Source organism: Kocuria sp. ICS0012 (assembly GCF_001665945.1).
Taxonomy (GTDB): Bacteria; Actinomycetota; Actinomycetes; order Actinomycetales; family Micrococcaceae; genus Kocuria; species Kocuria marina.
On the sequence record NZ_LZMM01000017.1, the window covers coordinates 1 to 23,150 of the forward strand.

Annotated in this window: 22 protein-coding genes; 8 read left to right on the plus strand and 14 right to left on the minus strand. The window is 69.4% G+C overall.

The features are described 5' to 3' along the window. Nucleotides 1–164 precede the first annotated feature (164 nt). The 3 genes from A5728_RS01460 to A5728_RS01470 form a co-directional block, all read right to left on the minus strand. On the minus strand, nt 165–653 hold the full coding sequence (locus A5728_RS01460) for a hypothetical protein (RefSeq protein ID WP_156523339.1): 489 nt from the start codon (nt 651–653) through the stop codon (nt 165–167). A gap of 36 nt (nt 654–689) precedes the next feature. Further along, nucleotides 690–827: a hypothetical protein gene (locus A5728_RS01465; RefSeq protein ID WP_179861289.1), complete on the minus strand. Its 138-nt coding sequence runs from the start codon at nt 825–827 to the stop codon at nt 690–692. Nucleotides 828–1,016: 189 nt separating this feature from the next. Beyond that, nucleotides 1,017–2,939 carry a propionyl-CoA synthetase gene (locus tag A5728_RS01470; RefSeq protein WP_064845373.1) on the minus strand — a complete coding sequence of 641 codons (1,923 nt, stop codon included), beginning with the start codon at nt 2,937–2,939 and terminating at the stop codon, nt 1,017–1,019. 178 nt (nt 2,940–3,117) lie between these two features. Here A5728_RS01470 and A5728_RS01475 point away from each other — a divergent pair, with 178 nt between their 5' ends. The 4 genes from A5728_RS01475 (at nt 3,118) to A5728_RS01490 (ending at nt 7,524) form a co-directional block, all read left to right on the plus strand. After that, nucleotides 3,118–3,777 (plus strand): GntR family transcriptional regulator, encoded by a 660-nt coding sequence (locus tag A5728_RS01475; protein ID WP_064845374.1) that lies wholly within the window; start codon nt 3,118–3,120, stop codon nt 3,775–3,777. A 77-nt stretch (nt 3,778–3,854) separates the two neighbouring features. Further along, a complete protein-coding gene (locus A5728_RS01480) occupies nt 3,855–5,387 on the plus strand; it encodes an MmgE/PrpD family protein (protein ID WP_064845375.1) in 1,533 nt (510 codons plus the stop codon). Nucleotides 5,388–5,389: 2 nt separating this feature from the next. Beyond that, nucleotides 5,390–6,301 (plus strand): methylisocitrate lyase, encoded by a 912-nt coding sequence (gene prpB, locus A5728_RS01485; RefSeq protein WP_064845376.1) that lies wholly within the window; start codon nt 5,390–5,392, stop codon nt 6,299–6,301. Between the two features lie 83 nt (nt 6,302–6,384). Beyond that, nucleotides 6,385–7,524 carry a bifunctional 2-methylcitrate synthase/citrate synthase gene (locus A5728_RS01490; protein WP_064845377.1) on the plus strand — a complete coding sequence of 380 codons (1,140 nt, stop codon included), beginning with the start codon at nt 6,385–6,387 and terminating at the stop codon, nt 7,522–7,524. A 58-nt stretch (nt 7,525–7,582) separates the two neighbouring features. Here A5728_RS01490 and A5728_RS01495 read toward each other — a convergent pair whose 3' ends face one another. The 10 genes from A5728_RS01495 to A5728_RS01540 form a co-directional block, all read right to left on the minus strand. Further along, entirely contained in the window at nt 7,583–8,563 is a 981-nt protein-coding gene (locus A5728_RS01495) for a D-alanyl-D-alanine carboxypeptidase family protein (protein WP_064845378.1), read from the minus strand. 217 nt (nt 8,564–8,780) lie between these two features. Next, entirely contained in the window at nt 8,781–9,695 is a 915-nt protein-coding gene (locus A5728_RS01500; RefSeq protein WP_064845390.1) for a site-specific tyrosine recombinase XerD, read from the minus strand. 128 nt (nt 9,696–9,823) lie between these two features. Beyond that, nucleotides 9,824–10,480 (minus strand): NUDIX hydrolase, encoded by a 657-nt coding sequence (locus A5728_RS01505; RefSeq protein WP_064845379.1) that lies wholly within the window; start codon nt 10,478–10,480, stop codon nt 9,824–9,826. 3 nt (nt 10,481–10,483) lie between these two features. Next, nucleotides 10,484–12,199 (minus strand): CTP synthase, encoded by a 1,716-nt coding sequence (locus A5728_RS01510; protein WP_064845380.1) that lies wholly within the window; start codon nt 12,197–12,199, stop codon nt 10,484–10,486. A gap of 32 nt (nt 12,200–12,231) precedes the next feature. Next, on the minus strand, nt 12,232–13,944 hold the full coding sequence (gene recN / locus A5728_RS01515; protein WP_064845381.1) for a DNA repair protein RecN: 1,713 nt from the start codon (nt 13,942–13,944) through the stop codon (nt 12,232–12,234). Further along, on the minus strand, nt 13,941–15,038 hold the full coding sequence (locus A5728_RS01520; RefSeq protein ID WP_064845382.1) for an NAD kinase: 1,098 nt from the start codon (nt 15,036–15,038) through the stop codon (nt 13,941–13,943). Before A5728_RS01520 ends, recN begins: the two co-directional genes overlap by 4 nt. A 78-nt stretch (nt 15,039–15,116) precedes the next feature. After that, nucleotides 15,117–15,860, minus strand: coding sequence for a TlyA family RNA methyltransferase (locus A5728_RS01525; protein ID WP_064845383.1), 744 nt, complete (start codon nt 15,858–15,860; stop codon nt 15,117–15,119). Beyond that, on the minus strand, nt 15,857–16,093 hold the full coding sequence (locus A5728_RS01530; protein ID WP_064845384.1) for a hypothetical protein: 237 nt from the start codon (nt 16,091–16,093) through the stop codon (nt 15,857–15,859). Before A5728_RS01530 ends, A5728_RS01525 begins: the two co-directional genes overlap by 4 nt. Further along, entirely contained in the window at nt 16,090–17,130 is a 1,041-nt protein-coding gene (locus A5728_RS01535) for an HAD-IIA family hydrolase (protein ID WP_064845385.1), read from the minus strand. Before A5728_RS01535 ends, A5728_RS01530 begins: the two co-directional genes overlap by 4 nt. Continuing rightward, complete coding sequence (locus A5728_RS01540; protein ID WP_193519360.1) at nt 17,117–17,914, minus strand: hypothetical protein; 798 nt, start codon at nt 17,912–17,914, stop codon at nt 17,117–17,119. Before A5728_RS01540 ends, A5728_RS01535 begins: the two co-directional genes overlap by 14 nt. Here A5728_RS01540 and A5728_RS14370 point away from each other — a divergent pair. Beyond that, a complete protein-coding gene (locus tag A5728_RS14370; protein WP_197493051.1) occupies nt 17,867–18,472 on the plus strand; it encodes a hypothetical protein in 606 nt (201 codons plus the stop codon). The genes A5728_RS01540 and A5728_RS14370 overlap by 48 nt on opposite strands. A gap of 459 nt (nt 18,473–18,931) precedes the next feature. After that, nucleotides 18,932–20,143 carry a dicarboxylate/amino acid:cation symporter gene (locus A5728_RS01545; RefSeq protein ID WP_064845386.1) on the plus strand — a complete coding sequence of 404 codons (1,212 nt, stop codon included), beginning with the start codon at nt 18,932–18,934 and terminating at the stop codon, nt 20,141–20,143. A 126-nt stretch (nt 20,144–20,269) separates the two neighbouring features. Here the strand turns inward: A5728_RS01545 and A5728_RS01550 are convergent, their stop codons facing one another. Further along, nucleotides 20,270–20,752, minus strand: coding sequence for a small multi-drug export protein (locus A5728_RS01550; RefSeq protein ID WP_064845387.1), 483 nt, complete (start codon nt 20,750–20,752; stop codon nt 20,270–20,272). Between the two features lie 199 nt (nt 20,753–20,951). On the opposite strand from A5728_RS01550, the gene A5728_RS01555 reads away from it, so the two are divergent. Both A5728_RS01555 and A5728_RS01560 read left to right on the plus strand, forming a co-directional pair. After that, on the plus strand, nt 20,952–22,313 hold the full coding sequence (locus A5728_RS01555; protein ID WP_064845388.1) for a sensor histidine kinase: 1,362 nt from the start codon (nt 20,952–20,954) through the stop codon (nt 22,311–22,313). Continuing rightward, complete coding sequence (locus tag A5728_RS01560; protein ID WP_064845389.1) at nt 22,306–22,920, plus strand: response regulator transcription factor; 615 nt, start codon at nt 22,306–22,308, stop codon at nt 22,918–22,920. Before A5728_RS01555 ends, A5728_RS01560 begins: the two co-directional genes overlap by 8 nt. Nucleotides 22,921–23,150: the final 230 nt, after the last annotated feature.

The following is a 23,150-nucleotide window of genomic DNA, read 5'->3' on the forward strand; positions in this document are numbered from 1 at the left end:
GCCGGCGGGGCTTACCCCCGCCCCCCCGGGGGGGGGGGGGGGGGGCGGCGGGCGCGACACGGCACCCCCGGGCGCCCCGAACTGGAATCGGGGGGGCGCCGCTGACCCCCGCGGCGCCACCCGTCACGTGGTCGATCGGTCGTGGGGGGGGGACTACTCGGAGGTCACGGCGCTGCTTTCCGCGGGCACGACGGCGCTCGCGGCGCCGTCGTGAGAGCGGGACGTGGACCCTGGCCACGAGCCCGCGGTGCGCGCGGTGCCTCAGCATCTTCAGGGGCCCCGGTGCGGGTACGGCGCGCGTAGAACGCGGTCACCAGCCCGAGCACGCCGAAGGCCACCATGGACGAGGTCCCGTAACGGGACAGGGAGCTCGTGGTTTCCGCCCACAGGGTGCGGCACGCGATGTCCAGGGGCAGGCCCACCAGGAACCCCAAGGCGCCCACGAGGAACAGGCCCAGACCCATCGTGAACATGATGGGGATCTCGAAGCGCACGGCCACGAAGGTCTCCAGGCCTTCCGCGACCATCCCCCGTACGACTCGGTGTTGCGCAGCCCACCGCCGCCGTTGCCGACGGCGCCCAGGATCGCCGGCGCCGATGGACGAACGGCTCGAGGACTGGCCCGGCAGCAGGGTGAGCACCGTGATCATCACGGCGTGCAGCGCCAGGCCGATCCAGAGCCAGATCTTCTAGGCCTGGGGACTCGTGGCCAGCACCGCCGCGACCACCAGGGCCGCGAGACTGCTTACGGACGAGCTCGAGAAGAGCCAGATGTTGGTCAACAGGGTGCCCAGGAGCGCCAGGCCGCGCAGGACTTCCAGAGCCACGAGCCGTCTGCTCATACTCAGGGCGAGGGCCTGGGCCCCCGTCCACCGCACCTGCCGAGTCACCGGACGGCGGGTGGCAACACCCCGCGAGCGGTCCTTGACCGCGCGGGCGGGGAGTGTTTGTGCGGAGTCAGAGTGTCTACGCGACTGCGGAGTGCCCGCGCGGATCCTGTCGGTCCGCGCGAGCCGCTACCCCTGCTCGCGCGGTGCCAGCACGGCGTGCAGCGCCTCAAGTACGGAATCGTCCTCGATGGTCGAGGGCACCGTGTACTTCTCCCCGTCCGCCATCTGACGCATGGTCTTGCGCAGGATCTTCCCCGAGCGGGTCTTGGGCAGGGCGTCCACCACGGCCACGTCCTTGAAGTCCGCCACGGGCCCTATCTGCGAACGCACCATGCCCACGAGGTCCTCGCGCAGCTTCTGGGGTTCGATGTCCGATCCGGTCTTGAGCACCACATACCCGCTGGGGCGCTGACCCTTGAGGGGATCGTTCACACCGATCACCGCGCACTCGGCCACGTCCGGGTGGGTCGCCACGACCTGCTCCATGTGCCCCGTGGACAACCGGTGCCCGGAGACGTTGATGACGTCGTCGGTGCGGCCCATCACGAACACGTACCCGTTCTCATCGATGTAGCCCGAGTCCCCCGTGGCGTAGTAGCCCGGGAACGCCGAGAGGTAGGAGGACACGAACCGCTCGTCGTTGCGCCACAGGGTCACCAGGGTGCCCGGCGGCAGGGGCAGCCGCACCGCGATGTTGCCCTCTTCCCCCGGACCCAGCGGCTCACCCACGGGGTCGAGGATCTCCACGTTGAACCCGGGCACGGGGACCGTGGGCGAGCCCGACACTATTGGCAGCTTCTCGATCCCGAAGGGGTTGGCGCAGATGGCCCACCCGGTCTCGGTCTGCCACCAGTGGTCCACCACGGGCACCCCGAGCACGTCCGAGGCCCAGCGGTGGGTCTCCGGGTCCAGTCGCTCACCGGCCACGAACAGCGCCTGCAGCGAGGAGATGTCGTATTCGCGCACGAGGTCCCCCTGCGGATCGGCCTTGCGGATCGCGCGCAGCGCCGTGGGGGCGGTGAACAGCACCTTGACCCCATGCTCGGCCACGCGCTTCCAGAAGGCCCCGGCGTCCGGGGTGCCCACGGGCTTGCCCTCGTAGACCACGGTGGTCGCGCCGGCCAACAGGGGCCCGTAGACGATGTAGGAATGGCCCACGACCCATCCCACGTCCGAGGCGGTCCACATCACGTCCCCGGCGCCGATGTCGTAGATGTTGCGCATGGACCAGCTCAGGGCCACCGCGTGTCCGCCGTTGTCCCGCACCACGCCCTTGGGGGTGCCCGTGGTGCCGGAGGTGTAGAGGATGTAGAGCGGGTCGGTGGCCTTGACCGTCACGGGCTCCGCGGGCGTCACGCCGTCCTGCGCCTCGGTCCACGACAGCCACGCGGGCCCGCCGTCGCCGGCCCGCTCGCGCGCCTGGGCCACGGTCGTGACGAAACCGTCCCGTTCGTGCACGAGCACCGCCGACGGCGCGTGGTCGCTCAACTGCAGGGCCTCCTCGATCGCGGGCAGGTACTCGATCCGGCGCTTGGGCTCCACGCCACCGGACGCGGTGACGACGACCACCGGGGCGGAGTCGTCGACCCGGCTCGCCAGTTCCTTGGGGGCGAAACCCCCGAACACGACGGAGTGCACCGCACCCAGTCGCGCGCACGCGAGCATCGCGATCAGGGACTCCGCAATCATGGGCATGTAGAGCAGTACCCGGTCCCCCTTGGCCACACCCTGGGCGGCGAGCGCACCGGCGAAGCGGGCCACGCGCTCCTGCAACTGCGCGTACGTGATGTGTTCCTGGGTGTCCAGCACGGCGGAGTCGTAGATCAATGCCGTGCGTTCCCCGTGCCCCGCGGCCACATGACGGTCCACGGCGTTGACGCACGTGTTGAGCTCCCCGTCCGGGAACCACCGGTAGAGGGGTGCGGCGGAGTCGTCGAGTGCGCGGGTGGGTGGGCTCACCCAGTCCACGGCGTCGGCGGCGTCGAGCCAGAACCGCTCGGGGTCCTCCACGCTGGAACGGTAGACGGATGCGTACGTGGCCTCGGACATGGCTTCCTCCGCGGGTGGTCGTGGTGAGGATCGGTGCCATCAGGATAGTGTCCCTGATCACACAAAACAAGAGCTTTGTATACACACGACGCGTAACCTCCTCTTAATTCGGGAAAACTCTTGGATCATGACGGGCTCGTGTATACACTGAAGGAAATTTCGATCCTCAGGAGGAGCCATGCGAGCGGGTGAGCGTGCCTACCGCGAACTGCGCGCGGACATCGTGTCGTGGCGCCTGGTCCCCGGGCAGGTCCTGGGCGAAGTGGACCTCTCCGAACGGCTCGGCATCTCCCGCACCCCCGTGCGCGAAGCGCTGTCCCGGCTCACCGCGGACGGGCTCACCGAGCCGCACAACGGCCGCGGCGTCGTCGTCAGCGCCCTATCCGCGGACGACGTGCGCGCCCTCTACGAACTGCGCGACACGCTCGACTGCCGGGCCGCCGAACTCGCCGCCCAGCGCGGCGACCCCGAGACGTTCCGAGCGCTCGCGGACGAACTGTTCCACGCAGCGGAGCGGCTCTCGGACGACCCCGACCACCCTGCGTACTACGAGCTCGTGGACCGCATGGACGAACAGATCGACGCCGCCGCGGGCAACCCCTACCTGCAACAGGCTCTTGAGAACGTGCGTCTGCACCTCGCCCGCGTGCGCCGGCTCGCCACCTCCGATCCGCAGCGGCTGGCCGCCGCGGCCGCCGAACACGAGGCGATCGCCCGCGCGATCGCGCACGGGGACGCACCCCTGGCCGTCGCGACCACGCGCGTGCACCTGAAGAACGCCCTGAGCAAGGCCCTCGGCTCACCCGCGCTCGCCGTGGCCCGCCCGGAGGCCTCCTGACCGGGGCGTACGCCCCACGTACCATCCGCAAACCCGCGGAGACATCCCAGAGACACCCCGCAGCGAAAGGAACGCCCGTGACCGTCGAACACACCGTGCGCACGTACTCATCCAAGGAGGAACTGCCCCGCGAGGAGCAGCTCGCCCACAAGCTCGCGAGCGTCGCGACCGACCCGGTGGCCGTGGAGCCCGAGGTCGTGGACATGGTCATCAACCGGATCATCGACAACGCGTCCGTGGCCGTGGCCTCCCTCAACCGCGGGCCCATCGTCTCCGCGCGCTCGCAGGCCCTGTGCCACCGGGTCGTCGACGGCGGCGGCTTCTCGGGCACCGGCGCGCTGCTCTACGGCGCCCCGGACGACGACGCCGCGGTCTCCCCCGAGTGGGCCGCGTGGGCCAACGGCGTGGCCGTGCGCGAGCTGGACTACCACGACACGTTCCTGGCCGCGGAGTACTCCCACCCCGGGGACAACATCCCGCCCATCCTGGCCGTCGCGCAGCACGTGGGCAGCACGGGCGAGGACCTCGTGCGCGCGATCGCCACCGGGTACGAGATCCAGGTGGACCTGGTCAAGGGCATGTGCCTGCACGAGCACAAGATCGACCACATTGCGCACATCGGTCCGTCCGCCGCCGCGGGCATCGGCACGCTGCTCGGCCTGAACACCGAGACCATCTTCCAGGCGATCGGTCAGGCACTGCACACGACCACCCAGACCCGGCAGTCCCGCAAGGGCGAGATCTCCACGTGGAAGGCCCACGCGCCCGCGTTCGCCGGGAAGATGGCGGTCGAGGCCGTGGACCGCGCAATGCGCGGGCAGACCTCCCCGACCCCCATCTACGAGGGCGAGGACGGCGTGATCGCGTGGCTGCTCTCGGGCCCGGAGGCCCGCTACACGGTGCCCCTACCGGCCCCGGGTGAGCCCAAGCGCGCGATCCTGGACACGTACACCAAGGAGCACTCGGCGGAGTACCAGGCCCAGGCGTGGATCGACCTGGCGCGCAAGCTGCACCGCGAGCACCCGGAGGTCACCGACCCCGCCAACGTGGCCTCGGTGCTCATCAAGTCCTCACACCACACCCACTACGTGATCGGTTCCGGGGCCAACGACCCCCAGAAGTACGATCCCACGGCGTCGCGTGAGACCCTTGACCACTCGATCCCGTACATCTTCACCGTGGCCCTGCAGGACGGCGCGTGGCACCACGTGGACTCCTACGCCCCCGAGCGTGCGGCCCGCCAGGACACCGTGGAGCTGTGGCACAAGGTCACCACGCAGGAGGACCCGGAGTGGACCCGCCGGTACCACTCCCTGGACATCTCCGAAAAGGCGTTCGGCGGTTCCGTGGAGATCATCCTCACGGACGGCACCGTGATCACGGACCAGATCGCCGTGGCGGACGCCCACCCGCTCGGTGCCCGCCCGTTCGCGCGGGAACAGTACATCACCAAGTTCCGCACCCTGGCCGAGGGCATCGTGGCCCCGGAGGAGATCGAGCGGTTCCTGGACGCGGTCCAGCGCGTCCCCGAACTGGGTGCCGGGGAGCTCGGGCAGCTGAACATCACGGCCGCCGTGGAGCTGGAGACCTCAGCGAAGGGAATCTTCTGATCATGCTGTACACCACCGTGACCCCGGCCGAGAAGCGCGAACGGTTCCGCGAACTGCTCGCGGCCCCGGAGATCGCCCGTTTCCCCGGAGCGTTCACGCCCCTGTCCACCAAGCTCATCCAGGAGCAGGGCTTCGAGGGCGTCTACATCTCCGGCGGCGTGCTCGCCAACGAACTGGGCCTGCCGGACATCGGTCTCACGACCCTGACCGAGGTGGCCACGCGCGCCGGTCAGATCGCGCGCAGCACGGACCTGCCGTGCCTCGTGGACGCGGACACCGGATTCGGTGAGCCCATGAACGTTGCCCGCACTGTCCAGGAACTCGAGGACGCCGGCCTGGCCGGTTGCCACATCGAGGACCAGTTCAATCCCAAGCGCTGCGGCCACCTGGACGGGAAGAACGTGGTGGACACCGCCACGGCCACCAAGCGGATCAAGGCCGCCGTAGAAGCCCGCCGGGACCCGAACTTCGTGGTCATGGCCCGCACGGACCTGCGCGGTGTGGACGGACTGGATGCCGCGATCGACCGGGCCAAGGCCCTCGCCGACGCCGGCGCGGACGTGATCTTCCCCGAGGCCATGGCGGACCTCTCGGAGTTCGAGCGCATGGCTGAGGCCCTGGACGTGCCGATCCTGGCCAACATGACCGAATTCGGCAAGTCCCAGCTGTTCACCACGCAGCAACTGCACGGTGCAGGGGTGTCCATGATCATTTACCCCGTGTCCCTGCAGCGCCAGGCCCTCGGCGCCATGGAACGCCTGCTCACCACCATCCGGGAGGACGGCACCCAGCAGGCGCAGGTAGAGAACATGCTCACCCGTAAGCGGCTGTACGAACTCGTGGACTACAACGGGTACAACCAGTTCGATTCCGGGGTGTTCAATTTCGAGGTCCCCGAGACCCCGGACGCCTGAACCCCTCTGTTCCCACCACGCCAAGTGTGGTGTGGTGGGAACACTCAGTCCGTGCACGAGCCCGATCGTCGAAGGAGATCACCGTGGCCGATACCGAGATCCACAAAGGACTCGCCGGGGTGGTGGCTGACACCACCGCCGTGTCCAAGGTCAATGCAGAGACCAACTCGCTGCTCTACCGGGGCTACCCGGTGCAGGAACTCGCGCAGAACTGTTCCGCGGAACAGGTGGCGCTGCTGTTGTGGAACGGCGAGCTGCCGTCCGAGGACGAGCTCACCGCGTTCCAAAAGCTGGAGCGTTCCCACCGCGCGCTGACGCCCGAGCTCAAGCGCGTCATCGACGAGCTGCCCACCACGTGCCACCCCATGGACGTGTGCCGCACCGCCGCCTCGGTGATCGGCGCGCAGCACCCGCAGGCAGAGGACAACTCCCCCGAGGCGGAGCTGCGCAAGGCCCAGGAACTGTTCGCCGTCATGCCCGCCGTGGTGTGCTACGACCAGCGCCGCCGTCACGGCCAGGACCTCGTGGATCCCCGCGAGGACCTCGATTACTCCCAGAACTTCCTGTGGATGGCCTTCGGCGAGGAACCCGCCCCGGAGGTCGTGGACGCGTTCCGGGTGTCGATCATCCTGTACGCGGAACACTCGTTCAACGCCTCCACCTTCACGGCGCGCGTGATCACCTCCACGCTCGCGGACCTGCACTCGGCAGTGACCGGGGCCATCGGCGCCCTCAAGGGCCCCCTGCACGGCGGTGCCAACGAGGCCGTGATGCACACGTTCGAGGAGCTCGGGATCCGCAAGGACGAATCTGCCGAGGAAGCGGAGAAGCGCGCCAAGGAGTGGATGGACCAGGCGCTCGCGGAGAAGAAGAAGGTCATGGGCTTCGGCCACCGCGTGTACAAGCACGGTGACTCGCGCGTGCCCACCATGCAGGACGCCCTGTTCCGCATGCTCGAGCACTACGACCGGCCCGAGGTCCTTGGGCTCTACAACGGTCTGGCCAAGTCCATGGACGAGGCCAAGTCCATCAAGCCCAACCTGGACTACCCCGCGGGCCCCACGTACTGGCTCATGGGGTTCGATATCCCCGCGTTCACGCCCATCTTCGTGGCCGCGCGGATCGTGGGCTGGACCGCGCACATCATGGAGCAGCGCGCAAACAACTCGCTGATCCGCCCGCTCTCGGACTACAGCGGCCCGGACGAGCGTCACCTGTCCTGAGCTTGGGACACCACGACGGCCCGCCGCCCCTTCACACGTGAGAGGTGGTGGGCCGTCGTCAGTACTTCGGGGCCCGCGGCAGACCCATGTAGGACTCCACCGTCGCGGACTTGTTGTTCTTCAAACTCGTGGCCGTGGCGGTGCCCACGTAGCGCAGGTGCCACGGTTCGTAGGCGTACCCGGTGGTTGCGGTGTGCCCGTTGGGGTAGCGCACCACGAACCCGTAGGTGTGCCCATTCGCGGCGATCCACTTCCCCTGTGGGGTGTTGCCGAAGCACGGGAGCAGACCGCAGGTGGCCCCGGGGGCGCCCACGTCGATCGCGAGGCCGGTCTGATGTTCGGAGTGACCGGCCCGCGCGGAAATGGTGTCGGCGGTGGCCTGTCCGTACAGGGCCGTGTACTCGCGGTAGAGGCGCGCTTGGGTGTCGTAGTCGCGGTACCCGCTCACCGGGACCAGCGTGACCCCCTGTGCGGCCGCGGCACGGCTCATGCGCTGGTAGGCCGCTGCAGCGTCGTCCCGTAGCAGGACTCCCCCGCCCACCGAACGTAACGGAGCCGGGGCGTAGGTGCGCGGGGACAGCGGGCGTTTCTTGTTCACGACCACGGACACGCTGCGGGCATCGTCGATGTCCCGGTGCACCCGCGCTCCTCCCTGGGCGGTCCAGGTGATGCGGCCGCGCTGGTAGCGGACCTCGCACGTGCCACCCGTGCAGGTCTCACGCGTCACGGGGTACCCCAGAGCCCCGTGCTCGGAACCCTCCGCGCGCCACTTCGCCAGGATCCCGCCGCGCTGGGCCCGCGCACCGGTCGTGGACGTCCAGTGGATCGTGCCCTTCTGGTACTGCCGATAGCAGCCGCGGTCCCGCAGGCCACAGCGTTCGGCGGACGTGGGCTTGCCCAACCATGCGCCGGGATTCGGCAGGGCGCGGTACTCGTTGTCGATCCCCGCCCCGGCGTGGGCCGGTGCCATGCCGCCCACGAGCAGCAGCGCGGCCAACAGGGCGGTGAGCAGGGCCGGACGACGCATGACGGTTCGCATGAGGCCACAATAGGTGTTGCGCGTGACGCGCGGTCGGCCTATGGGCGAACAGCCGACGACGCCGCTCCCCGCCCCTTGCGGGCCCGGCGCCCACGCGCGGGAGGTCCCGGGCTCCGGGCGGTGCGGCGGGCGACGTCGCCGGCTCGGTGTGCGGGCGGAACGTCACCCACTCCGTGTGCTGCGGCTCCCGACGTGGTCGGCTCAGTGCGCTGCCGGCTCAGCGCGCTCGCGGGTGGGACGTCGCGTAGACCTCGCGCAGGGACTCCACGGACACGCGCGTGTAGATCTGGGTCGTGGCCAGGGAGGCATGTCCCAGCAGTTCCTGCACAACCCGCAGGTCCGCGCCGCCCTCTAGCAGGTGCGTGGCGAACGAGTGGCGCAGCGTGTGCGGCGTGATCCGCTCCTCCTGGTGGATCGTGCGCGCGGCGTCCTTGACCATGTTCCACGCCGTCTGCCGCGAGATCCGCGTGCCGCGAGCATTGAGGAACACCGCCGGGCTCCCCCGACCGTGCCGCGCCAACTCGGGGCGGGCCCGGACAAGGTAGCGGTCCAGGGCCGCCACGGCGAACGATCCCACGGGCACGAGCCGTTGCTTGGCGCCCTTGCCCGTCACACGGATCAGGGCGAGGTCCTCGTCGTGCAGACCGGCGAGGTCGTCCACATCCAGCGCGACGGCCTCGGAGATACGCGCACCCGTGGCGTACAGCAGTTCGAGGAACGCCCGGGCCCGCAGTCCCGCGGGTGTGTCCGGGTCCGGGGCGGCCAGGAGGTTCTCGACCTCCGTGACGCCGATGGCCTTGGGCAGCCGCTGCGGCGGCATGGGCGGGCTCACGCGGGACGCGACGTCCGTGTCCACGCTCGACTCCGTGACCCAGAACGCGTGGGCCCCCCGCACCGCCGCGAGCACCCGCGCACTGCTGCGCGCGGACAGCGCCGGGTGGCCGGCGTCGCCCTCGCGGATGCTCCGCACGAACGCCCGCACGTGATCGGCCGTGATGTCCCTGGGCACGCGCACGTGCGCGGCGGTCGCCGTGAGGTGCTGCAGGTAGCGCGCGAGGTCCCGGCGGTACGCGCTCACGGTGTTCGCTGCGAGTCCGCGCTCGACCACGAGGTGGTCCAGGTAACGCGCCACGGCCCGCCGCAGTTCCGGTGCGGCCTCCGCCTCGGTCGTCGAGTCCGACGGCGCCGCACCCGCCCTCGGTCCCCCGTCCACGATCGGCAGTGGTTCGGTGATGGGACCGTGCGGCTCGAGGGAGTCGTTCACCCCTCGTGCCGCGGCCGCGAGGTCCATTCGGCGTCCGGTGCGCGCAGCGTGGCCCAGTCCCGGGACCGCGCGATGTGCGTGGCGAGGATGCCGAGCGTGGCCGTAGGGGACGTGATCCGCCCGGCCATGACCGCGGCCACGGCGTCGTCGAGGTCCGCGAAACCAGCCACGATCTCCGCCTCCTCGCCCTCGCGTTCGAACCGCTCGGACTCGGAGACCTCGCTCAGGTCACGGGCCAAGAAGATCCGGTTGGCCTCCGCCGAGGAGCCCGGCGAGTTGTCGAAGTCCACGAGCGTGTGCCAGGTCCGGGCCGTGAGATCCGCTTCCTCGCCCAGCTCGCGCTGGGCCGCCTGCAGCGCGGGTTCCCCGGACACGTCGAGCAGCCCCGCTGGGATCTCCCACATCCGCTTGCGCACGGGGTGGCGGTACTGGTTGATGAGCAGGATCCGTTCCTTCTCGTCCAACACGACCACGGACACCGCCCCCGGGTGCGTGATGAACTCCCGGGTCAGCGGTTCTTCCTGGCCCGCCATGCGGAAGGACTCACTGCGCACGTCCCAGATGGCGCCGTCGTAGACGGTCCGCGAATCCGTGACGGTGTGCGGATCCGGGCGATCCGTCAGCTGCTCGGCGGTGATGCTCGTGTACTCCACGGCTCAGCCCTTGGCCTGGACGCCCCGGCGCTCGAGAGCGGCCTTGACGAGGCCGTCGAACAGCGGGTGCGGACGGGTCGGGCGGGAGGCCAGCTCGGGGTGTGCCTGCGTGGCCACGTAGTAGGGGTGCTCCTCACGGGGCAGCTCCACGAATTCCACGAGCGTGCCCTCCGGGGACGTGCCCGAGATCCGCAGCCCGGCCTCCGAGAGGGCGTCGCGGTACGCGTTGTTGACCTCGTAGCGGTGGCGGTGACGCTCGGAGACCTCCGTGGCACCGTAGGCCTCGGCCACCACGGAACCCTCGGCCAGCGCGGCGGGGTACAGGCCCAGACGCATGGTGCCGCCCAGGTCACCGGCGCCCTCCACGAACTGCTTCTGCTCCTCCATGGTCGCGATCACGGGAGTGTCCGTGTCCGGGTCGAACTCGGTGGAGGAGGCGTTGGGCAGGCCCACGACGTCGCGCGCGTACTCGATGACCATGCACTGCAACCCGAGGCACAGCCCCAGGGTGGGCACCTTGTGCTCACGGGACCAGCGCAGGGCGCCGAGCTTGCCCTCGAGCCCGCGGATGCCGAAGCCCCCGGGGATCAGGACGGCGTCCACGTCACCGAGTTCGCGCTGGGCGCCCTCTGGGGTGTCGCACAGGTCGGAGGCGACCCACTTGATGTGCACGCGGGCGTTGTTCGCGAATCCACCGGCCCGTAGCGCCTCGGACACGGACAGGTACGCGTCCGGGAGGTCGATGTACTTGCCCACGAGCGCGACCGTCACGTGGTGCTCGGGCTCGTGCACCGCGGTGAGCAGCCGGGACCACTGCCGTAGATCGGCGTCCTGGTAGTCCAGACCCAGGTAGTCCAGGATGTAGGTGTCCAGACCCTGGCTGTGCAGGGTGTTGGGAATGTCGTAGATGCTGGGGGCGTCCGCGCACGAGATCACGGCGTCCAGGTCCACGTCGCACGCGGCACCGATCTTGCGCAGCATCGCGTCCGGGACGTCCCGGTCGCAGCGCAGCACGAGGGCGTCGGGCTGGATGCCCAGACCGCGCAGCGAGGCCACGGAGTGCTGGGTGGGCTTGGTCTTGAGCTCACCGGACGGGCCGATGAACGGGATCAGGGACACGTGCAGGTAGAACACATTGCGCCGACCCACGTCCTGGCGCACCTGGCGCGCGGCCTCGATGAAGGGCTGGGACTCGATGTCACCGACCGTGCCGCCGATCTCGGTGATGATGATGTCCGGGGCGTTTTCGTCCTCGGCGCGGCGGCGCATCCGGCGCTTGAGCTCGTCCGTGATGTGCGGGATGACCTGCACGGTGTCACCCAGGTACTCGCCGCGGCGTTCTTTGGCGATCACCGTGGAGTACACCTGACCGGTGGTCACGTTCGCGGAGGCGTCCAGGTTCTCGTCCAGGAAGCGCTCGTAGTGACCGATGTCCAGGTCCGTCTCGGCGCCGTCGTCCGTGACGAAGACCTCACCGTGCTGGAAGGGGTTCATGGTTCCGGGATCCACGTTGAGGTACGGATCCAATTTCTGCATGGTCACGGACAGGCCGCGCGAACGCAGAAGCATTCCGAGTGAGGACGCGGTGAGCCCCTTGCCGAGGGACGAGGCCACACCTCCCGTGACGAAGATCTGCCGGGTCACCTTGCCGTCGTTCTTTTCTGTGCCTGCCTCGTGGGCGGCGTCCTGAGCATTCACCACGGGATTCGAGCCTACCATTCGTGTCTCGTCGGGGCGTTGGGGGTCGTCGGTCATGCGGTAGCGTCCCGCATGAGTTCTCGCGCGTGTTCGCGGGCCGCACTGGAGTCCTCGTGGCCCGCGAGCATGCGGGCCAGCTCCACCACGCGTTCCTCGTCCGTGAGCACTTTCACGTCCGAGACGCTCGAGTCCGAGGACTTGGTCACCAGGATGTGCTGATCCGCGAACGCAGCGACCTGGGGAAGGTGGGTCACCACGAGCACCTGCACGTTCTTGGCGAGCATCTTCAGCCGCCGGCCGATCTCTACGGCAGCCTTGCCGCCCACACCGGAATCGACTTCATCGAACACGAACGTAGGCACGGGGTCCACCTCGGAGAGCACCACCTCGAGCGCGAGCATGATGCGCGAGAGCTCACCACCGGAGGCACCCTTGCCGAGCGGGCGGGGTGTGGCCTGCGGGTGGGGCGCGAGCATGAACTCGATCGTGTCCCTGCCGTCGTCCGTGAAGCGCTCGGAGGGTTCCACCGCCACCACGAGGGACGCGTTGGGCATGGCCAGCGCGCTCAGTTCCTCGCTCACGGCGCCCGCGAGTTTCTTGGCGGCCACCCGTCGCAGCTCCAACAGCCTGGTCGCGTGCTTCACGAGGGCCGCATGCAGGCTCTCGCCCTCCGCGCGCAGTTGTTCCTCGCGTTGGGGGTCCACCACGAGCCCCTCGAGCCGGGTCCGGGCCTCGTCCGCCCAGGACAGCACTTCGTCGATGCTCGCACCGTACTTCTTGGTCAGCGCGCGCAGGGCACTGCGGCGGGCCTCGACCTCGGCGAGCCGCGCGGGGCCGTCCTCGTCCAGACCGCTCGCGTATCCCGAGAGGTCCGCGGCGACGTCGGCGGCGACCACGGTCAGCTCCCGCACTCGGGTGGCTAGGGCCACGAGTTCGGGGTCGGACTCCGCCACGAGGTCGATCGCCTGTTGCGCGTGGGACAGCAGGGCGACGGCGTTGAGGTCCGGTTCGTCGTCCGCGTCGGATCCGCTCAGGGCCCCGTGGGCGGACAATGCCGCACCGCGCAGGGCCTCGAGGTTAGTGAGCTTCTCGCTCTCCGCGTCCAACTGGGCGTCCTCGCCCGGAACGGGCTCCACGGCGTCGATCTCCTCGAGCGCGGTGGTCAACGCCTGGGCCTGCAGCGCTCGTTCGCGGGAATTTTCCTTGGCCGCGCGCAACGTGGCCACGACCTCCCGGTAGCGCGCGAGTTTGCCGCGGTAGGTGGCGAGCTCCTCGGCAACGTCCGCACCGGCGTAGTCGTCGAGCGCCGTGCGCTGGGCCGCCGGGGACTTCAGGCGTAGCTGGTCGGACTGCCCGTGGACGGCCACGAGGGTCTCACCGACGGCGCCGAGCGTGCCCACCGGTGCGGAACGGCCGCCCACATGGGCGCGACTGCGCCCCTCGGCCGAGACGGTGCGGGAGAGCAGGACCAGGGACTCCTCGGTGCCATTGACCGTCTCGCTGTCCACCGCACCACCGGATTCCTCCACGAGCGCCACAGCGGCGTGGTCCGACGGCACCCGCACGGTGGCTTCCGCTAGCGCCTTGGTGCTGCCCGAGCGCACGGATCCGGCGTCCGCGCGGTTGCCGAGCAGCATGCCGAGCGCGGTGACCACCATGGTCTTCCCCGCGCCGGTCTCACCCGAGAGGATCGACAATCCGGGGCCCAGTGGCAGGACGGCGTCCGTGATGACGCCGAGGTCGTGGATGTGGATCTCCTCGATCATGACCGGGAGGTCCCGTCCGGTCGGTCGCCGGTCCGCTCACCGGTCGAGGAGCCGCCATCGAGCCAGGGCGCGTCGTTGTGGTGCGGGATCTCCCGGCCCACGCTGAGCTTGACTTGTTCCTCGTCCTGAGCGACCACCTTGGTGGTGGGCTGCACGACAGACAGGGCCGAGGTGAGGGCCTCGAGCTGTTCCTTGGGCATGGGGCCACGCCATCCGGCGATCGGCAGTTCGAACTTCTTGACGAGGCGTTCGGAGAACGGGGTCGCGTGCATGCGGGCCAGGTTCACGGACTTCTCGGACCGCCGCACCTCGATGCGCGATCCCGGGGGCAGGTCCACGGTTCGCCGTCCGTCGCACCACAGGACACCGCGGGCATCCGTGCGGGTGAGCACCTCCACGGCCATCATGGAGCGCGGGGAGATCACGAGGGGGCGGGAGAACAGGGCATGGGCGGACAGCGGGACCATGAGCAGGGCCTCGACCTCCGGCCAGACCACGGGACCACCCGCGGAGAACGCGTAGGCCGTGGAGCCGGTGGGGGTGGCCATGACCACGCCGTCGCACCCGAACGTGGACAGCGGCCTGCGGTCCACCTCTGTGACGACCTCGATCATCTTCTCCCGGTTGCCCTTTTCCACGGAGGCCTCGTTGAGCGCCCACGTGTGCAGGACTTTTCGGCGCTGCTCCCACACGGTGATGTCCAGGGCCATGCGCCGCTCCACCGTGTAGCGACCGTCGACGATGGCCTCCACGGTCTCGCTCAGCGCGGAACGCTCGGACTCGGCGAGGAAGCCCACGTGACCCAGATTGACGCCCAGCAGAGGGGTGTCCACTCCGCGCACCAGTTCCGCCGCGCGCAGGATGGAGCCGTCACCGCCGAGCACCATGACGATCTCGATCTCGCGCAGCGCCACGTCCTCCTCGAGGATCTCCACGGGTGCCATGTCCGACCCGTCCGCACGCAGGGCCTCGAGGTCCGGGCGGCAGAGGACAGGTACGAGCCCGGCGTCGTGCAGTTGTTCGCAGGACTGGCGGGCCGCTTCCTTGGCCTCGTGCCGCCCCGTGTGGGTCATCACCAAGATTTTCCGGCTCACGAGCTGAAGACCATCCTCCTGCGATCGACTCCCACGGTGGGCTGACTCAGCCAACACTACGCGAGCGCCCCGACGCGGTCAGTGCTTCGGGCTGCGGCACCACACGAAGAACTCCACGTTGCCGTCCTGGCCCGGCAGCGGACTGGGCACCGTGCCGAGGACCTCGAGCCCGACGTCGCGCGCGCACGCCCGTACGCGCTCCACCGCCGCTTCCCGCGCGGCGTCGGACGTCACGACGCCGGTGCGGGACAGCGCGTGCGCCCCCACCTCGAACTGGGGTTTGACCATGAGCAACAGGTCCCCTCCACGCTCCGTGGCCGCCGCGAGCGCAGGGACCACGAGGGTCAGGGAGATGAAGGAGAGGTCGCACACTGTCAGTTGGGCGGGGCCGCCGATCTCGGCGGAATCCAGGTAGCGCACGTTGAGCCCCTCGTGGACCCGGACGCGGGGGTCCGCGCGCAGTTCGGGGACCAATTGGTCGTGCCCCACGTCCACCGCCACGACCTCGCGCGCACCACGGCGCAACAGGACGTCCGTGAACCCTCCGGTGGACGCCCCCGCATCCAGACAGCGCTTGCCCGCGGGGTACACGTCCGGGAATCGTTCGAGCGCGCCGGCCAGTTTGTGCCCGGCGCGGCTCACGTACTCCTCGCCCTCGGCTGCCGCGACCTCGAGCGTAGCCTCCGAGGTGACCACGGCGGAGGGTTTCGTGGCCGCGGACCCGTTCACACTCACGCGCCCGGCCTTGATCAGAGCGGCGGCCACGGTGCGGGACCGGGCGAGACCGCGCGCGGTCAGCGCCCGGTCGAGCCGATCGTTCACGGGTGCTCCCGCTCCCCCGCGGCGTCCGACCCAGGCTCCGTCACGGAGTCGATGAGCCCGGCGGGCAACGAACCCGGCGACGCGTTGAGGATCCGCTCCAGTTCCTCGTGCAGGACCTCGTACGCCGCCGCCTGTTCCGTGACGGGGAGCGCGGCGATGTTTGCTTCACGCGCGAGCACGCGGTCCACGGGGTCCAGGCCGGTGTGCGGGGGCTCGGGGTGTTCCTCGTTCACGCGGGGTCCTGCCACGTCAGCGACGGTTCGTGAGCGACGTCGACGTCGGGATGGGCGGCCCACCACGCGGCGCACGCAGCGCGCCAGCCGTCCAGGCTGTCGCGAGGCGCGGTGACCGTCACGGCGATGCTGTCGGTCTCCGCGACGGCCTCGCGGCACCGCGCGCGGAACCGGTCGCCGTCGTGCGTGACGTCCACCCGGGGATACGGCTCGAACAGCTCACGCAGGTTCCCCAGGAGGTAGGTGGGGCGCTGGGACGTGCACGCGGCGAGCACCGAACGCGGCGAGTCCACCCCCGTGAACACCTCGATCCCGGGCATGCCCGCGTTGTTGGCCCCGAGGATGTCGGTGTCCAGCCGGTCCCCCACGACTGCGGGGTTGCGGGCGCCGACGCGCTCGGCCGCCTCGCGGAAGATGGGGGCCTCGGGTTTGCCCGCGACCACGGGTTCCCGGCCCGACGCCGCGGCAACAGCGGCCACGAGCGTCCCGTTGCCGGGGGCGATCCCCCGTTCCTTGGGGATGGTGCGGTCGGTGTTGGTCGCGCACCACAGCACGGCGTCGTCCGCGAGGGTGAAGGCGGCCTCGGCGAGGTGCTCCCATCCGATGTGCGGGTCGAAGCCCTGCACCACGGCCTCCGGTTGCTCGTCCTGGGAGGTCACGGGGGTCAATCCCACGGCGCGGATCTCGTCCGCGAGCGCCTGCGCCCCCGTGATCAACACTTTCGCCGACCGCGGGAGTCGCTCCGCCAGCAAAGCCGCGGCCGCCTGGGCGGAACTCACCACGTCCTGCGTCCGAGCGGGAGCGCCGAGGGACGAGATGTGCTCGGCCACCGCTTCGGGGGATCGGGATGCGTTGTTGGTCACGTACATCACCGCGCGCCCCGAGTCCTTCACTCGCTTGAGGCTCTCCGGGGCGCCGTCGATCGCGTGCGGTCCCGCGTAGACCACACCGTCCAGATCGCACAGCAAGGCGTCGAACCGTTCGATGAGCGTCGCGTCCTCGCTCCCCTCCTCGCGGGCGGGATCAGTTGCGGTCATGACCGGTGTCCGTCCCGTGCTCGCCGTCGGCGCTCTCGGCGGGTGCGTGGTTGTCGGCTGACGCGTCACCCGGAGCGGCCGCGTCGTCCGACGGCGCTGTCTCCTCCCGCGCAGGGGCCGCCTCCTCGTCGGAGTCCGTGCTCACTTCGGGGGCGTCATCACTGGGGCGGTCCGCGCTGTGTCGCTTCTGGGCCTCCCGGACGGTGCGCCGAGCGTCGTCCTCGTCTAAGTCGTCACCCAGGTCCACGATTTCGGGCTCGGAGAACTGGCCCATGCCCAGCGCCGCCTCCGCGACGATGGCCTGGCGATCCCACGACATGGCCTCGCTGTCGCGACCCACCGCGCGCAGGGCGTCCGCGTACGCGCGGAAAAGTTTGGGGCTGTAGGAGAACCCGCGGTTCTTGTCGAGCTGGGGGATCTCGAGCGCCGCGAGCGCGGCCTGTTCGTCACCGGCGTCGGCGTGGATCCCGGACACGACCATGGCGAGCTCGGCCTTGCCCTCGGCGTCCAGCGCATCAGCGGCATCCGAGATGGCCTCTTCCATGGCCTTGTCCACGCGGCCCAGGGCACGCTGGGCGTCCACCATGAGCGGCAGGTGTGCCTGCGAACCGGAGATCCGCCGGTGGGTGCGCAACTCCTTCAGGGCGAGCGCGTAGTCACCGGCCGCATACGCCGCGATCCCGGCAACCTCGCGCACAGCGCCGATCCGCCCCGCCTTACGCACGGCGGCGTTGGCGTGTTCAAGGGCGAATTCGGGATCGTCGTCGAGATAGCGCGCCGCCATCACGAGGTGTTTGGACACCCGCTCGGCATTGCTCGCCTCGAGGGCCTGCAGTTCCCGGCGCACGGTCCGGTCGATTTCCCGACCCTTGACGTCCGCGTCGATGTCCGGGGCCACGAACCGCGGCTGGGCATCTCGGCGGTCATCGCGCTCGGGGCCACGTGCGTCACCGCGCCGGTCGTCACGGTAGTCGCGGCGCTCGTCGCGCGCTCCGAAGCCGCGCCCGCCGCCCTGGCGAGCCCGGTCACCGCCCCGGCCCGCGAAGCCCCCGTCCCGGCGATCCCGGTCCCCGCGATCATCACGTCGCCCAAAACCACCATCACGACGGTCGTCCCGACGTCCATAGCCGCCCTCACGACGGTCCCGGTCACCACGCTCGTCCCGACGCCCGTAGCCGCCCCGTTCCTCACCACGAGCGCCGTCGCGCGGACCGCGTCGATCGTCGTCACGGCGGTAGCCGCCTCGCCGGTCATCATTCCTGCGCTCATCACCGCGCCCGCCGTAAATCCCCGCCCGCTCGTCCCGGCCCCGGTAGCCGCTGCGAGCGTCGTCGCCGGATGAACGGCGTCCGCTGCCGCCTCGGCCGCCGAAACCGTCCCGATCTCCGGGACGGCCCCCCGAGCCCCCGCGGTACGAGGAGCGATCGGAGCCACGGCGATCCGTGCCCCGACGATCGTCGTCGCCCCGGGAGAACCGGCGGTCTCCCCCACCGCGGGATGAACCGCGCTCGTCACGGCCCCACCGGCCGCCGCGGTCACCCCCGCTGCGTCGACGATCGGAACGATCGTGGGAACCGTGCTGTTCAGATTCGCTCAAGGGGTGTCTCCTACTGCGGCCTGCGGCCATGGTGCGGGGGCGGGATCTGGCACCGCCGGATGTTCTCGAAGAGCATTCTACAAACGGTGCGCGGAGCACTCCCAACGCCATGGACGGGCCGCTCGCGGCACTCGAACGGGACGCGGCGAGATGATCCGCGCGCGGAGTGAACCGCAGGAGGGTGGGCGCCGTACATAATGAAGCATGCGTTTGAGATCCCTCTCCAAAAACCTGCTTCTGCGGGTCCTTGTGGCCATCGTCATGGGCGTCGTCTTCGGCCTCTTCTTCCCGGAATGGCTCGCACGGGTGTTCATAACCTTCAACGGCATCTTCAGCCAGTTCCTGGGGTTTCTGATCCCCCTGATCATCGTGGGCCTCGTGACACCGGCCATTGCGGATCTGGGGCGGGGCGCGGGCAAGTGGTTGGCCGTGACGGCGGCCATCGCGTACGGGTCCACCATTTTCGCCGGTCTCCTGGCGTTCCTCGTGGCCAAGGCGAGCTACCCGTGGCTGCTGGGCGGTGACAGGTCCGTCAACGGGCTGGAGAACCCGGAGGACCACGCCCTGAGCGGGTTCTTCGACATCACCATGCCACCCGTGTTCGACGTGATGACAGCTCTCATCCTGGCCTTCTGCATCGGCGTGGGGATCACGTTCGTCAAGGGCAACTCCCTGCACCGCGGGTTCGGGGAGCTGCGCACGATCGTGATGCGGATCGTGGAGAAGATCATCATCCCGCTGTTGCCCGTCTACATCTTCGGCATGTTCCTGAGCCTCACCATGAACGGGCAGATCGTCCTGGTGATCTCCACCTTCCTGCGCGTGGTGATCCTGGCGTTCATCATGACCGTGGTGATCCTGATCATCCAGTACTGCGTGGCGGGCCTCGTGGCCAAGCGCAACCCGTTCGTGATGCTCAAGAACATGCTCCCGGCGTACGCCACGGCGCTGGGCACGTCATCGTCCGCGGCGACCATCCCCGTGACCTTGGAATGCACCAAGCGCAACGGCGTGGACGAGCGCGTCGCCGGGTTCACCATTCCCCTGTGCGCCACGATCCACCTCTCCGGGTCCACGATGAAGATCGTGCTGTTCTCCCTGGCGATCATGACCATCTCGGGGATGCCCATCAACACGTGGCAGTACATCGGGTTCATCCTGCTGCTGGGCGTGACCATGGTCGCCGCGCCCGGTGTCCCCGGCGGCGCGATCATGGCCGCGGTCGGCATCCTGCAGTCCACCCTGGGCTTCGACGAGACCGCCGTGGGGCTCATGATCGCCACCTACGTGGCCATTGACTCGTTCGGCACCGCATGTAACGTCACCGGCGACGGCGCCATCGCCGCCGTCATGGACCGCATGCTCAAGGACAAGAGCGGGCGCCTGCGTGACGCCCCCGCGGAGTCGACCGTCTGACCATCTCGTGCGGGCCTCGCAGCCCGCACCTGCGATCCATCACGACGGCGCGTCGCACTGTGCGCCGCGCCGTCGTCATCTCGTGGCCGGGTGCCGGTACGGGTGGCCCGCTCAGGGAGCACCCGCTCAGGAGACCCCGGTGATCACGGAGAGTCCCGCCGAGGCGAGGCCGGCGAACAGGACACCCCACAGCACGATCGAGATGCACTGCCAGAAGATGATCTTCCCCTTGGCCACGCCAGCCCCGGCCATCATGGACGAGGTGATCTGACTGGGCAGCACGGCCTGACCCAGGATTGACACCCCGGCTACCCCGTACTTCTCGAACATCCTCACGAAACGCTGCTGACGTTTGCTCGGCTCCTTGCGCTCGTCCCGATTGCGCGTGAAGAACTTCCGGGCCCGCTCCGCGAACAGGACCAACAGGGTCATGGAGACGATGTTGCCGATCACGGCGAAGAGCACCGCCATCACGGGATGGATCCCCGCGATGACCCCCACCGCCGAGGCCCCGTAGGACTCGATGAACGGGATCGCCCCGCCCAGCATCAGGAACAGGGCCTGAACGGTCTGCCCCGCGGCCTCCACATTCTCCTGCAACCACTGCATGGCGTTCTTCCTCTCCTCCGGCGGGTGCTTGAGCGCCGCGCTGTGGACGTGTGTTCGGGCTGTCGTGCCCTTCTGCCCACCACTCTTCCGCGCGGGGACCGTTCGCGGCAGTGAGCCCGCGTCATCACCTTGGCCACGGATGTCATCAGCCCACATGACACGTGTCATATCCGGATCACCCGGCCCCTAGGGTGGAGGCATGTCGGCGATCCCTACGTCCGCGCCGGTCCACGGCGCAGAACAGCACGAGCTCGACCTCGCGCGGCAACGCCGGAACATGAGCCTGGTGTGGTGGAGCACCTACCTCACGCTGGTGGGCATCCTGCTCTACGTGTTCTTCCTGAACTTCGCGGCCATCGCGTTCAGGCCATCGGCGGCCGCGTACGTCACGACGGGGATCATCGGCGTGACGAGCCTGCTGTGCTGGGCCGCAGGGCTGTTGCGGATTCGTCGGGGTGTGAGTCGGGCGGCCGTGTTGACTCCTTTCATGGGTGTGGCTGCGATCCTGGGGATTGTGTGCGCCGTTCTCGCGGCGAGCGTCGGCCCCCGAGGGGTTTACGCCGCACTCCCCCTGGCCGTCGTGGTCATGACGGCCGGCCTGCAGCCCGAGCACCGCTGGCGCTGGTTGTTCCTCGTGGCCGCTGCGATCCCGCCCGTGTACCTCTTGGTCTGTTGGGCCATGGGGGTGATGAACCCGACCGCGATGGACGTCGCCATGACCATCCAGTACGCGGGGATCGTCCTGCTCGCCATCCCCTCCTCGTTGTGGGTCTGGGGCGTCATGCTACAGCTGGAGGCCGCTCAGCGCCGTGCCGCGGACCTGGCCATCGCGAACGAGCGGCTGCGCTTCGCGGCGGACCTGCACGACGTCCAGGGGCATCACCTGCAGGTCATCAGCCTCACCACGGATCTCGCGGCCCGCCTGCTCGGCAAACAGCAGTACGACGCCGCCCGCGAGCAGGTCCTCGCGGCTCACGCAGGCGCGCAGGAAGCCCTGCGTGACACACGCTCCCTGGTCCAGGGTTATCGCTCCACCACTCTCGTGGGCGAGCTCGAGAACGCGTCCTCCGTTCTCGGCGCGGCCGGGATCCACACGGACGTGGACCTGCCCCCGATGCTGCGGACCTGGGCCGGTCGCTCACGACCCTTCCCCGACTCCACCGAGGACGGCCGCGGTGACACCGTCACGAGCCATGTGCTGGGCCTCGTTGTGCGGGAGGGCACGACCAATATCCTGCGGCACTCCCACGCCTCCTCCGCGCGGATCTCGCTGCGTTTGATCTCGTCCACGGGTCGTGACGACGACGCCGCACCCACCGGTCGTGCCGCACGGCGCCGACGCCTGCCGGGCGGGGGCGCTCATCTCGAACTCGTCATCCACAACGACGGCGCGTCCCCGTCCTCGGAATCCACGCCGGACGCCTCCACCGGGAACGGATTGGCGGGGTTGCGTGAACGACTGTCGGCGCTGGGAGGCACGCTCACGTACACCTTCGATCCCGCGCACGACGGTTTCACCCTGACCGCGCGCGTGCCCATGACACGAGACGACCATGAATGACGAGCGGATCACGATCCTTCTCGCGGACGACGAGCACCTGATCCGCGGGGCCCTTGCTGCCCTGCTGCGCCTCGAGGACGACTTCGAAGTGGTGGCCGATGTCGCAGACGGGGCCGAGGCTCTACGGGCGGCTCAGCAGCACTCCCCCACCGTGTGCATCCTGGACCTGGAGATGCCGCCCACGGATGGCGTGGACACGGCGCAGCGCATCGTGAGCTCGGTGGACACCCGCATCCTCATGGTCACGCGCCACGCCCGTCCCGGAGTACTGCGCCGCACCCTATCTGCGGGCGTGTCCGGGTTCCTCCCCAAGTCCACGCCCTCCGAGAAGCTGGCCCAGGTGGTGCGGGACATCGCGGCTGGCAAGCGGTACGTGGATCCGGAAATCGCCGCCAGTGCGCTATCGGGCTCCGCATGTCCTCTGAGTGACCGGGAACTGGACGTGCTGCGTGAATCCGCGCAGCAGGCCACTCTCGCGGACGCGGCTGCGGCCCTGCATCTCGCACCGGGAACCGTTCGGAACTACGTCTCCTCGGCCCTGGCCAAGTTGCGCGTGTCCACCCGTCAGGAGGCCGTGCAGCGGGCATGGGACGAGGGATGGATCTGAGAGTGAGAGAGCGTGACGCTGTCAACTCGCATCGGGGTGCGGCAGAAGAACCCGATCTAGTGGTGGCCCGAATGAACCCATCGCCGCTGGCGCCATGGTGAAGCCCACCGTGGCGTTTACACTGCACGATCGCGGGCTTGTGTGCGTTCCGGCGTGTTAAATGGTGGGAGGCCGCGCCCCTAAGGGGGTGCGGCCTCGACCACTTCTTTCTTTCATGTTAATCCCGGCGG